Raw genomic sequence first — 13,273 nt, forward strand, 5'->3', positions numbered from 1 at the left:
ACAAACTATTTAAAACGATAGAAAAAATGGCAGATTTGAAACAATTCGCAGAACAACTAGTTAATCTTACTGTTAAAGAAGTTAACGAACTAGCTACAATACTTAAAGATGAGTATGGAATCGAGCCTGCAGCTGCTGCTGTAGCTGTTGCCGGTCCTGTTGCAGGTGGCGGTGAAGGTGCTGCTGCTGAAGAGCAAACTGAATTTACAGTAGTTCTTAAAGATGCTGGTGCTTCTAAACTTGCAGTAGTTAAGGCTGTAAAAGAACTTACAGGCCTTGGACTTAAAGAAGCTAAAGACCTAGTTGACGGTGCTCCTGCAAACGTTAAGGAAGGCGTTTCTAAAGATGAGGCTGAAGGCCTTAAGAAATCTCTGGAAGAAGCCGGAGCTGTTGTTGAGCTTAAATAAGCTTACATAGGTTAAAAAACCCAGGTTTAGGCCTTGAGAAGAACTCTCAAAGGCCTAAACCATTTTTCGTATAATAACTTTAAATAACTTTATTGTACGCCCTTATAAATTATTTTAATCAAAATTTTGTCCATTGATGATAACAAATCAGACTGAAAGATTAAATTTTGCCTCTACAAAAAACATCCCGGCTTATCCGGATTTCCTTGACATTCAGGTAAAATCGTTCAAAGATTTTTTCCAGTTGGAAACCAAATCGGATGAAAGAGGCAACGAAGGTCTTTATAACACCTTCATGGAAAACTTTCCGATCACTGATACCCGAAATCAGTTCGTACTGGAGTTCCTTGATTACTTTGTTGACCCGCCACGATATACAATTGAAGAGTGTATAGACAGGGGGCTTACATACAGCGTGCCGCTAAAAGCAAGGCTGAAGCTGTACTGTACAGACCCTGAGCATGAGGATTTTGAAACGATTGTACAGGACGTATACCTGGGAACCATCCCATATATGACTCCTAGTGGTACCTTTGTTATCAACGGCGCTGAGCGTGTAGTTGTTTCGCAGCTTCACCGTTCGCCGGGGGTTTTCTTTGGCCAATCTTTCCATGCTAATGGAACTAAATTATATTCTGCAAGGGTAATTCCTTTCAAAGGCTCATGGATCGAGTTCGCTACAGACATCAACAGTGTGATGTATGCCTATATCGACCGTAAGAAAAAACTTCCTGTTACCACCCTTTTCAGGGCTATTGGTTTCGAGAGGGATAAGGACATCCTTGAAATATTCGACCTTGCTGAAGAGATCAAGGTATCGAAAACAGGTCTTAAAAAATATGTCGGCAGAAGGCTGGCCGCGCGTGTATTGAACACATGGCACGAAGATTTCGTGGATGAAGATACAGGCGAGGTGGTTTCTATCGAGCGTAACGAAATTATCCTTGACCGTGACACCATCATCGACAAGGACAATGTGGAGGAAATTATCGACTCTAACGTGAAGACCATCCTTCTTCACAAAGAGGATAACAACCAGGCAGACTATGCCATTATCCACAATACGTTACAAAAAGACCCTACTAACTCTGAAAAAGAAGCCGTAGAGCACATTTACCGTCAGCTGCGTAATGCAGAACCGCCTGATGAGGAAACGGCCCGCGGTATTATAGATAAACTGTTCTTCTCTGACCAGCGCTACAACCTTGGTGAAGTAGGCCGTTACAGGATGAACAAAAAACTTAGTCTTGACATCCCTATGGATAAGCAGGTGCTTACTAAAGAGGACATCATAACTATAGTAAAATACCTTATCGAGCTGATCAACTCGAAGGCTGAGATTGATGATATCGACCACCTTTCCAACCGTCGTGTACGTACGGTAGGCGAGCAGCTTTCAGCACAGTTCGGTGTGGGTCTTGCACGTATGGCAAGGACTATCAGGGAGCGTATGAACGTAAGGGACAACGAGGTATTTACCCCAATTGACCTTATCAATGCCAAGACTCTGTCTTCGGTAATCAACTCTTTCTTTGGTACTAACCAGCTATCGCAGTTCATGGACCAAACCAACCCACTTGCGGAGATTACCCACAAGCGCAGGCTATCTGCTCTTGGGCCGGGCGGTCTTTCAAGGGAAAGGGCAGGTTTCGAGGTTCGTGACGTTCACTATACGCACTACGGACGCCTATGCCCGATTGAAACCCCGGAAGGTCCGAATATCGGTCTTATATCATCACTTGGTGTTTATGCCAAAGTGAATGGAATGGGCTTCATCGAGACACCTTACCGTAAGGTAACCAATGGTAAAGTTGACCTTGAGTCGACACCGGTTTACCTTAGCGCAGAGGAGGAGGAAGGCATGATGATTGCTCAGGCAAACATCGAAATGAGCAATGACGGGCAAATTACCGCAGATAAGGTAATTGCACGTGAGGAAGGTGACTTCCCGGTTGTTGACCCTAATGTGGTTCATTACACTGACGTTGCACCAAACCAGATTGCCTCTATATCAGCATCGCTTATCCCGTTCCTGGAGCACGATGACGCGAACCGTGCGTTGATGGGGTCGAACATGATGCGCCAGGCGGTTCCTCTTTTACGTCCGGAGTCCCCTATTGTGGGTACAGGATTGGAGCGCCAGGTAGCTTCTGACTCAAGGGTACTTATTAATGCTGAAGGGCATGGTACCGTTGAGTATGTTGATGCCAATGAGATTACAATCAAATATGACAGGACCGACCGTGAGCGAAGCGTGAGCTTCGATCCGGACGAGAAAACCTACCAGCTTATCAAGTTCAGGAAAACCAACCAGAGCACGAGCATCAACCTTAAGCCTATCGTAAGGAAAGGTGACAGGGTAGCGCCGGGCCAGGTACTTTGCGAAGGCTATGCTACGCAGAATGGTGAACTTGCACTGGGCCGTAACCTTCAGGTGGCGTTCATGCCATGGAAGGGGTACAACTTCGAGGATGCTATCGTGATCTCTGAAAAAGTGGTACGCGATGACATATTCACGTCAATCCACGTGGATGATTACTCTCTTGAAGTAAGGGATACGAAGCTGGGTAACGAAGAACTTACCAACGACATACCAAACGTATCCGAAGAGGCTACTAAAGACCTTGACGAGAACGGTATGATCAGGATTGGTGCCGAGGTGAAGCCTGGCGACATCCTTATCGGTAAGATCACTCCTAAAGGAGAATCGGATCCGACACCGGAAGAAAAGCTCCTTCGCGCCATCTTCGGTGATAAGGCCGGTGACGTGAAAGATGCTTCATTGAAGGCGTCTCCGTCACTACACGGTGTTGTGCTGGATAAGAAATTGTTCGCCCGCGCTGTGAAAGACAAGCGTAAGCGCACAAAAGATAAAGATGATTTGGGCAAGCTGGAGATGGATTTTGAAGTTAAGTTCAATGAACTTAAAGACAAACTTATCGACAAGCTGTTCAACATCATAAACGGCAAAACATCTCAGGGTGTTATGAATGACCTTGGTGAGGAAGTATTGCCAAAAGGCAAGAAATATACCCAAAAAATGCTTTATGCTGTTGAAGATTTCGCTCACCTGACTAAAGGGCAGTGGACTACGGACGACGATACCAATGCAATGGTAAACGACCTTATCCACAACTATAAGATCAAGCTGAACGACCTTCAGGGTGCATTGAGGAGGGAGAAATTCACCATTACGGTGGGTGACGAGCTTCCGTCAGGTATACTTAAGCTTGCTAAAGTTTACATCGCTAAGAAACGTAAGCTGAAAGTGGGTGATAAGATGGCGGGACGCCACGGTAACAAAGGTATTGTTGCCAAGATTGTCCGCCAGGAAGACATGCCGTTCCTTGAGGATGGTACGCCTGTTGACATTGTGCTTAACCCGCTGGGTGTACCTTCGCGTATGAACATTGGCCAGATATATGAAACTGTTCTTGGATGGGCCGGCCTTAAGCTGGGCAAGAAATTTGCTACACCTATCTTTGATGGTGCATCGCTTGACCAGATAAACGAACTTACGGATGAAGCAGGAATACCGCGTTTTGGCCATACGTATCTCTACGATGGTGGTACAGGCGAGCGTTTCCACCAGCCGGCAACCGTAGGTGTTATCTACATGCTGAAACTGGGCCACATGGTTGACGACAAGATGCACGCACGTTCTATCGGTCCTTACTCGCTCATCACACAGCAGCCTCTTGGAGGTAAAGCGCAGTTTGGTGGACAGCGTTTCGGGGAGATGGAGGTTTGGGCTCTTGAAGCATACGGTGCATCGAGCACGCTAAGGGAGATACTGACTGTTAAATCGGATGACGTTATCGGAAGGGCTAAAACTTACGAGGCAATCGTTAAGGGTGAGACCATGCCGGAGCCGGGGCTTCCTGAATCATTCAACGTATTGATGCACGAGCTTAAAGGCCTTGGACTAGACATCAGGTTAGAAGAATAAATTTCCACGGGAATGGCGTTACGGCGCCATCCCTATCCATACTTTTTAATAAATCGATAGATTACATATCATGACGAGATTAAAAGATAAAAATACCGTTAAAAGGTTCAACCAGATCTCAATAGGCCTTGCTTCGCCTGAGTCGATCCTGGCAGAATCAAGGGGTGAGGTTCTAAAGCCTGAAACCATTAACTATCGTACTCACAAACCGGAAAGGGACGGCCTTTTCTGCGAGCGTATCTTTGGACCTGTAAAGGACTTTGAATGTGCCTGCGGTAAATATAAAAGGATACGCTACAAAGGGATTGTTTGTGACCGATGCGGTGTTGAAGTTACTGAGAAGAAAGTTCGACGTGACAGGGTAGGGCACATCAACCTTGTAGTGCCTATCGCCCACATCTGGTATTTCCGTTCGCTTCCTAATAAAATCGGCTATATCCTTGGTCTTCCGTCCAAGAAACTGGACATGATCATATACTACGAAAGGTATGTGGTTATACAGCCGGGTATTGCCAAGGGGCCGGATGGCGAAACCCTTAACAGATTAGATTTCCTTACAGAAGAAGAGTACCTGAACATACTGGATACCCTTCCGATGGAAAACCAATACCTTGACGATAGCGACCCTAACAAGTTTATCGCCAAAATGGGTGCTGAGTGTATCATGGACCTGCTTGCAAGGATTGACCTTGACGCATTGTCATATGACCTTCGCCACAGCGCTAACAACGAAACTTCAAAACAGCGTAAAACCGAGGCTCTTAAAAGGCTTCAGGTAGTTGAGTCGTTCCGTGAATCGAACATGAACAGGGAAAACCGCCCGGAATGGATGATCCTTAAAGTGATTCCTGTGATCCCGCCGGAACTTCGCCCGCTTGTACCGCTTGATGGTGGACGTTTTGCGACTTCTGACCTTAACGACCTGTACCGCAGGGTGATTATCCGTAACAACCGTCTGAAAAGGCTTATGGAAATCAAGGCACCTGAGGTGATCCTTCGTAACGAAAAGCGTATGCTTCAGGAATCTGTAGACTCGCTATTCGACAACACAAGGAAAGCTTCGGCTGTTAAGACCGAATCAAACAGGCCATTGAAATCGCTTTCTGACTCACTGAAAGGTAAGCAGGGGCGTTTCCGTCAAAACCTTCTTGGTAAGCGTGTTGACTACTCGGCACGTTCGGTAATTGTTGTAGGGCCTGAAATGAAATTGTTCGAATGCGGCCTTCCGAAAGATATGGCTGCCGAGCTGTACAAACCGTTCGTTATCCGTAAGCTTATCGAGCGCGGAATCGTGAAAACGGTAAAATCGGCCAAAAAGATAATTGACAAAAAAGAGCCTGTAGTATGGGACATCCTTGAAAACGTAATCAAAGGGCACCCGGTACTCCTAAACAGGGCCCCAACCCTTCACAGGCTTGGTATACAGGCATTCCAGCCGAAGCTTATCGAAGGTAAGGCAATCCAGCTTCACCCGTTGGTATGTACGGCTTTCAACGCCGACTTTGACGGTGACCAGATGGCGGTACACCTTCCGCTTGGACCGGAGGCTATACTTGAGGCACAGCTATTGATGCTGGCTTCCCACAATATCCTTAACCCGGCCAACGGTGCGCCTATCACCGTACCTTCCCAGGACATGGTACTTGGTCTTTATTACATGACCAAGGAGCGCCTTTCTACCGAAACGAACAAGATTAAAGGCGAAGGCCTTACGTTCTATTCGGCTGAAGAGGTGAACATTGCCCTTAATGAAAACAGGCTGGAACTGAATGCACGTGTGAAAATACGCGCTAAAGACTTTAACGATAATGGCGAACTGGTATGGCAGATCATCCAGACGACTGCAGGCCGTGTACTCTTCAACGAAGTAGTTCCGGAGGCAGCAGGCTATATCAATGAGGTATTGACCAAAAAGTCGCTAAGGGATATTATCGGTAAGATTTTGAGTGTTACCGATGTGCCTACAACGGCAGCGTTCCTTGACAATATGAAGGACATGGGATACAAGTTCGCATTCAAAGGCGGTCTCTCATTCAGTTTGGGTGATATCATCATCCCTGAGAGGAAGCAGGAGCTTATTGCCGATGCTAATGAGCAGGTAGATGCTATCTCGATGAACTATAACATGGGTCTTATTACAAATAATGAGCGTTACAACCAGGTTATCGACGTGTGGACTTCTACCAACGCATTGCTTACAGAGCTTGCGATGAAGAACATCCGCGAAGACCAGCAGGGCTTCAACTCGGTATACATGATGCTTGACTCTGGTGCGAGGGGTTCGAAAGAGCAGATCCGCCAGCTTACAGGTATGCGTGGGCTAATGGCCAAGCCGAAGAAATCGACTGCAGGTGGTGGTGAAATTATCGAGAACCCTATCCTTTCAAACTTTAAGGAAGGCCTTTCGATCCTTGAGTACTTCATTTCTACGCACGGTGCCCGTAAGGGTCTTGCGGATACCGCCCTTAAAACGGCGGATGCCGGTTACCTTACAAGGAGGCTGCATGACGTATCCCAGGATGTTATCGTGAACTCTGTTGACTGTGGTACGCTTAGGGGTATTGAAGTAACAGCGCTGAAGAAAAACGAAGAGATTGTTGAAACCCTTGGTGAAAGGATCCTTGGCCGTGTTGCGCTCCAGGATGTGGTTAACCCGCTTACAAGTGAAGTGCTTGTACATGCAGGTAACCAGATTACAGAGGCTGAAGTCAAGGCAATTAATGCTGCGCCAATTGAAGCCGTAGAGGTACGCTCACCGCTTACCTGCGAGGCTAAGAAAGGTATTTGTGCCAAGTGCTACGGCCGTAACCTTGCTACAGGCAAGATGACCCAAAAAGGTGAAGCCGTAGGTGTAATTGCTGCACAGTCTATCGGTGAACCGGGTACACAGCTTACGCTACGTACCTTCCACGTGGGTGGTACGGCAGGTAACATCTCTGAAGAATCAAGCATCATTACCAAATTTGCGGGAAGGCTCGATATTGAAGACCTTAAAACGGTTAAGGGTGAGGACAACGAAGGCAATGAAGTGGACATCGTGGTATCACGTTCTACCGAATTGAAACTTGTTGACCAAAATACCGGAATTGTACTAAATACACACAACATTCCTTACGGTTCAAGCATTTATGTGAAGGACGGCGAGGTAGTTGATAAAGGAACTGTAATCTGTAAGTGGGACCCTTATAACGGGGTAATCATCTCTGAATTTACAGGTAAGGTAGCTTATGAAGATATCGAACAGGGACAATCGTTCATGGTTGAGATCGATGAGCAGACCGGATTCCAGGAGAAGGTAATCTCTGAAGCAAGGAACAAGAAATTGATCCCTACGCTATTGATCTACGGTAAGGATAACGAGCTTATCCGTTCGTACAACCTTCCTGTAGGTGCCCACCTTATGGTGGACAATGGCGAGAAGATCAAGGCCGGTAAGGTACTTGTTAAGATACCGAGGCGTTCGTCTAAAGCGGGCGATATCACCGGTGGTCTTCCAAGGATTACCGAGCTTCTTGAAGCACGTAACCCATCGAACCCGGCAGTAGTGTCGGAAATCGACGGTGTGGTATCGTTCGGTAAGATCAAGAGGGGTAACCGTGAGATCGTAATCGAGTCGAAATTCGGCGAGATCAAGAAATACCTTGTGAAGCTTTCCAACCAGATCCTTGTTCAGGAAAATGACTACGTTAAAGCAGGTATGCCGCTATCGGACGGTGCCATCACTCCTGAGGATATCCTGAGGATACAGGGCCCATCTGCCGTACAGCAGTACCTTGTGAACGAGATCCAGGAGGTTTACCGTCTTCAGGGTGTGAAGATCAACGACAAGCACTTTGAAGTTGTGATCCGCCAGATGATGCGTAAAGTACAAGTACAGGATCCGGGAGACACGCTGTTCCTTGAAGACCAGTTGATCCATACGTCAGACTTCATGGAGGAGAACGACAAGCTATACGGTATGAAAGTGGTTGAGGATGCAGGAGACTCACAAACCCTTAAAGCGGGGCAGATCATTTCGCCGCGCGAGCTAAGGGACGAGAACTCTATCCTTAAGCGCAACGACCAGAACCAGGTATCCGCAAGAGACGTAGTCCCGGCAACGGCAACTCCTGTACTTCAGGGTATTACAAGGGCGTCGCTTCAAACCAAGTCGTTCATCTCGGCTGCGTCGTTCCAGGAAACTACCAAGGTACTGAACGAAGCCGCTGTAGCTGGTAAAGTAGATGGACTTGAAGGACTTAAGGAGAACGTTATCGTAGGCCACAGGATACCGGCAGGTACCGGTATGAGGGATTACGACAACATCATCGTAGGTTCTACTGAGGAATATAATGAGCTATTAACTCCGAAAGAGGAATTTAACTACTAATATAATGAGTGACCAAAAACAGGAGCCGGGGCAGATCAACATCGAACTGGATGAGAAGACTGCCGAAGGCATTTACTCCAATCTGGCAATCATAAACCACTCAGCGTCAGAGTTTGTGGTGGATTTTGTGACCATCATGCCGGGTGTGCCAAAGGCCAAGGTAAAGTCGCGCATTGTGTTAACGCCCCAGCATGCCAAGCGCCTGCTGAAGGCTTTAGGCGAAAACATCCACCGCTTTGAGAGTACCCATGGTACGATAAGCGATACGGAGCAGCAGCCGCTTCCACTGACTTTCGGGCCTGCAGGACAGGCTTAAGATAAAAAACAACCCCTTTCGGAAACGGAAGGGGTTTTTTGATGCTTTTCTGGGTATTTTTACACCGCTACTGTATGTTTTTTGGGCCGGTACATGATGATTTTAGGGTATGCCGCAGGGGTATTTTTGATGGTGTTTAGGTTATTGTTTGGACTTTTGCACTTTTTCAGCGATTGAGCGATTCAGTGAAGAGGGATAAGTGAAAAGCGCTCGTTATTATATTACTTTTTTTTATAGTAATTGTATTTTATATAGTTTGTTTCAATGAGTTAAATTGGAATTAGGTCTGTTCCCAACTTAAGAAATTTCCTTCAATGCTTCTCTTGCAGCGGTAATATCCTCTTGTATTTTATGAGTAGATGGATCTTTCTCCAATGCTGTCTCAAAATATTCCAAAGCCTTTAAATATTCTTTCCTGTCAAAATGATAAGTCCCCATATTTTTATAATAATAGGCATTTTCAGGATCTAAAGAAAATGAGAATTCCAAATCTGAGAGGCCTTGTTCAGCATTTCCCAATTTTATTTTGGCAAGGCCCCTATTGCAGTACGGTGCGTGTTGCTTAGGGTCGAGGGCGATTGCCTTATCAAGGTGTGCAATCGCCTCATCGTACCGATTCATAACAATCATTGTATAGCCTATATTATAATGTGCGTAAAAGCTATCGTTCATGCTGAGCGACTTATTGAAATATTCGAGTGCCTTGTCATGATCATCTGTTTGCGAATAATAATAGCCAAAATTGATAAGTTCTACGTAAGACGCCTTGAAATGAGCAGAGAAATCTTCAAGCAATGACTTTAAGGCGTCAAGTTGCTTTGCCTTGCCAAAACACCCTATGGCCAGCCGCTGGATTCTTTCATTCCTTTTTCCATTGGCCAGCAATATTTTAAAGTATTCTGCGGACTCCGTATATTCCTCTGCCCTGTAATGGTTCATCGCCAATGCGTACTCCCTGTGAACGCGGCGGTAATTGATGGCTGTGATGATAAGATGCCCATCGTTATAGCTGTCTTTGCCGGTTATTAAATTTATAGGCTTAGTATAGGGGAATAGATTGACCGGTACAAAGATAATACAGCATATAAGGAAAAAAGTCGCGGCCTTATAAAGCTCTTGCGATCCTGAAGCTTGGGTAATAAAGAATAGCCCGACAGCAATTATAACAGGAAATATGGCACCGGCTAAAAGCAGCAGGATATACTTTGAAAGGCTGAGAGGGGTATTGCTGCTGCACAATCCGCCATTCCAGGCAAATATGTTATGCTTGATGTGAAAAGTAAACCTGCCTGCAGTTAGCATCAGGTTTCTCTTCGTTTTGTCGTGAGTGCCCAGGTAAAGGCTGATCTTTCCTTTGGTAAAAGCGGCTGCCATGATGCCGTGTCCCATTTCATGCAGGAATGTCATTAGCGCCCGCCCGAGGAAAACCATTAGAAAAAAAGTAAAAATATATTGTATAACTAAAAGTGCGTTTATCATGCGCTAAATTTATAAATATTCTCTCTTATTTTCCGCAATAATACCAAACAGGTATTTTCCGCAATCCCCCAAAATTTCCTACCTTTGACTTCACCATTAAAACGATTTTTCCCTACACGATGTCCAGTATTATCCAGTTACTTCCCGACCATGTTGCCAACCAGATAGCCGCCGGTGAGGTGGTGCAAAGGCCCGCTTCGGTAGTCAAGGAACTGCTCGAGAATGCCGTGGATGCGGGGGCTACCGAGATCAAGCTCATCGTGAAGGATGCCGGCAAGACACTCATCCAGGTTATCGATAACGGCAAGGGCATGAGCGTGACCGACTCCCGCCTGTGCTTTGAGCGCCACGCCACCAGCAAGATACGCCATGCGGAGGACCTGTTTGCCCTGCACACCAAGGGTTTCCGCGGGGAGGCGCTGGCTTCCATCGCGGCGATTGCCCATGTGGAGCTTAAAACAAGGCAGGAGCAGGACGAGCTGGGTACGCACCTCATTATCGAGGGCAGTAAGTTTACCTCGCAGGAGGTGGCCGTGCTGCCGAAGGGTACGTCATTTTCAGTAAAGAACCTTTTCTTCAACATACCGGCCCGCCGTAACTTCCTCAAAAGTGATACGGTGGAGTTCCGCCATATCATCGACGAGTTCGAGCGCGTGGCCCTGGCACATGCCAATATCGGCTTTATCCTGTACCACAACGGCAGCGAGATGTTCAACCTGCCAGCGTCGAACATGAGGCAGCGCATCGTGAACATCTTTGGCGGGCGCACCAACGAAAAGCTGGTGCCCGTAAAGGAAACTACCGAGATCGTGGGCATCGGCGGGTTTGTCACCAAGCCCGAGTTCGCCAAAAAGAGCAGGGGCGAGCAGTTCTTCATCGTCAACAACCGCTTCATCAAGAGCGGCTACCTGCACCATGCCGTGATGGCAGCCTACGAGGGGCTTTTGAAGGATGGCTGCCAGCCAGCCTATTACATTTACCTTGAGGTGCCGCCGCATACCATCGACATCAACATCCACCCCACCAAAACGGAGATCAAGTTCGACGATGAGCATGCGCTCTACGCCATACTCCGCTCGACCATAAAGCACAGCCTGGGGCAGTTCAACGTCGCGCCCGTGCTGGATTTTGACCGCGACAACAACCTCGACACGCCGTACGAGTACGAAAGGCGCGAGGCTACCATGCCTGTCGTACAGGTGGACCGCGACTTCAACCCGTTTGCCGACGAAAAGCCCGTACGGGTGGCGTCATCGGCAGCATCGTGGCAGGCGTCACCGGCCTTCAAAAAGGAGCGCCAGCCCGCTTGGGAAAGCCTGTATACCGGAATGGCTTCGGCGACTGAGGAAGTCGAAAGCATGACGTTTGAAGCCGAAGAGGTTACCGGCTCGCTCTTTAACGATAGCGAAGTGGAGCAGGCGGTGTACAAAACCTACCAGATACACAAAAAATACATTGTAAGCCCCATAAAAAGCGGGCTGCTGGTCATCGACCAGAAACGCGCGCACCAAAGGATACTGTATGAGCAGTTCCTCACCAGCATCACCGTGCACCACGCGGCCAGCCAGCAGCTGCTGTTCCCGTTGGTGCTGCATTACAGCCAGGGCGAACTGGCGCTGATACGGGAAATGCGGGAGGCGCTCGAGAATACGGGCTTTGTGTTTGCCGAGTTCAACCACGACCACATTGTGGTATCGGGGCTGCCGGTAAACGTGTCCGAAAGCGAGGTGTCGATACTGCTTGAAGAGCTGCTCAACGACCTGCAGCAGGAAGTGCCCGACAGCAGCTTTAGCCAGAGCGACAGCATCGCCAAGAGCATGGCCAAAAGCCTGGCCGTAAAAACCGGCACCTACATGAGCGAAAAAGAGCAGGAAAACATGGTCAACGCCCTGTTTGCCTGCAAAGAACCCGATGTTTCACCCTTCCAGCGCCCTACCTTCATCACGGTAAGCGTGGAGGACTTAGATAAACGATTTGCGATATGAACCTGAACCTGACCGAAACGGTAAAGCAATTACTGATAATCAACATAATATTTTACATCGGCTCCCAGATTGTGGGTCAGCCTGCTTATGACATCCTCGCGCTCCACTTCCCGGAAAACCCTAATTTCCGTTTCTGGCAGCCGCTTACCAGCATGTTTATGCATGCCAAATACAACGAGGGACCAGGTATAATGCATATTTTTTTCAATATGTTTGCCCTTGTGTCGTTCGGTTCGCTACTGGAGCGGATCTGGGGGGGTAAAAAGTTCCTGTTCTTCTATATTTCCTGCGGATTAGGAGCTGCGGCACTCCATATTGCTGCCAACTACTACAGCTTTTACCAGGGGATGGAGCTACTGACCACTAATAGCGTCCCTAAAGGACAGATCATGGATTTGCTGGCACAGGGCCGCTATGATACCCGTTGGGAGGAAATGATGAGCGGTTCTGATTTTATTAATTTCATGTCATCCTATATAAATCCCGCGGTGGGCGCTTCCGGGGCAATTTATGGCATAATGGTTGCGTTTGCCTTCATAGCTCCGAATGCCGAGCTGATGATGATGTTTGTGCCCATACCGATCAAGGCAAAATACTTTGTGCCGGGCCTTGTGGTGCTTGACCTTTTCCTGGCATTACAGGGGCAGTCCATCTTTGGTTCGGGTACGGGCGTGGCGCACTTTGCGCACATTGGCGGGGCACTCATCGGCTTTATCATGATGTGGTACTGGAAGAAAAATTCATTTAACAACAAGCGTTGGAACTGAT

At 47.5% G+C, this 13,273-nt stretch carries 7 protein-coding genes; 6 read left to right on the forward strand and 1 reads right to left on the reverse strand.

Going from position 1 to position 13,273, the window contains the following annotated elements:
* The first annotated feature begins 26 nt into the window (after positions 1–26).
* The 4 genes from rplL to OGH69_RS00370 all read left to right on the forward strand — a co-directional run bounded on the left by rplL (position 27) and on the right by OGH69_RS00370 (position 9,041).
* Positions 27–407: a 50S ribosomal protein L7/L12 gene (gene rplL / locus OGH69_RS00355; protein WP_265172442.1), complete on the forward strand. Its 381-nt coding sequence runs from the start codon at positions 27–29 to the stop codon at positions 405–407.
* A gap of 136 nt (positions 408–543) precedes the next feature.
* Positions 544–4,356, forward strand: coding sequence for a DNA-directed RNA polymerase subunit beta (gene rpoB / locus OGH69_RS00360; protein ID WP_265172736.1), 3,813 nt, complete (start codon positions 544–546; stop codon positions 4,354–4,356).
* A gap of 70 nt (positions 4,357–4,426) precedes the next feature.
* Positions 4,427–8,725, forward strand: a complete 4,299-nt coding sequence (rpoC, locus tag OGH69_RS00365) for a DNA-directed RNA polymerase subunit beta' (protein ID WP_265172443.1) — start codon at positions 4,427–4,429, stop codon at positions 8,723–8,725.
* 4 nt (positions 8,726–8,729) lie between these two features.
* Positions 8,730–9,041, forward strand: coding sequence for a DUF3467 domain-containing protein (locus tag OGH69_RS00370; protein ID WP_265172444.1), 312 nt, complete (start codon positions 8,730–8,732; stop codon positions 9,039–9,041).
* Between the two features lie 297 nt (positions 9,042–9,338).
* Here OGH69_RS00370 and OGH69_RS00375 read toward each other — a convergent pair whose 3' ends face one another.
* Complete coding sequence (locus OGH69_RS00375; RefSeq protein ID WP_265172445.1) at positions 9,339–10,472, reverse strand: tetratricopeptide repeat protein; 1,134 nt, start codon at positions 10,470–10,472, stop codon at positions 9,339–9,341.
* A 167-nt stretch (positions 10,473–10,639) separates the two neighbouring features.
* Between OGH69_RS00375 and mutL the strand changes: the two genes are divergently transcribed.
* Positions 10,640–12,505: a DNA mismatch repair endonuclease MutL gene (mutL, locus tag OGH69_RS00380; protein WP_265172446.1), complete on the forward strand. Its 1,866-nt coding sequence runs from the start codon at positions 10,640–10,642 to the stop codon at positions 12,503–12,505.
* Positions 12,502–13,272, forward strand: a complete 771-nt coding sequence (locus tag OGH69_RS00385; RefSeq protein WP_265172447.1) for a rhomboid family intramembrane serine protease — start codon at positions 12,502–12,504, stop codon at positions 13,270–13,272. The genes mutL and OGH69_RS00385 overlap by 4 nt, the downstream gene beginning before the upstream one ends.
* Position 13,273 lies beyond the last annotated feature (1 nt).

This window comes from Flavobacterium sp. MFBS3-15 (assembly GCF_026107645.2).
Lineage (GTDB): Bacteria > Bacteroidota > Bacteroidia > Flavobacteriales > Flavobacteriaceae > Flavobacterium.

Bases quoted from the DNA above. Each gene is read 5' to 3' on its own strand.
- rplL (WP_265172442.1), top strand. From the start codon at position 27: ATGGCAGATTTGAAACAATTCGCAGAACAACTAGTTAATCTTACTGTT.
- rpoB (WP_265172736.1), top strand. From the start codon at position 544: ATGATAACAAATCAGACTGAAAGATTAAATTTTGCCTCTACAAAAAAC.
- rpoC (WP_265172443.1), top strand. From the start codon at position 4,427: ATGACGAGATTAAAAGATAAAAATACCGTTAAAAGGTTCAACCAGATC.
- OGH69_RS00370 (WP_265172444.1), top strand. From the start codon at position 8,730: ATGAGTGACCAAAAACAGGAGCCGGGGCAGATCAACATCGAACTGGAT.
- OGH69_RS00375 (WP_265172445.1), bottom strand. From the start codon at position 10,472: ATGGTTTTCCTCGGGCGGGCGCTAATGACATTCCTGCATGAAATGGGA.
- mutL (WP_265172446.1), top strand. From the start codon at position 10,640: ATGTCCAGTATTATCCAGTTACTTCCCGACCATGTTGCCAACCAGATA.
- OGH69_RS00385 (WP_265172447.1), top strand. From the start codon at position 12,502: ATGAACCTGAACCTGACCGAAACGGTAAAGCAATTACTGATAATCAAC.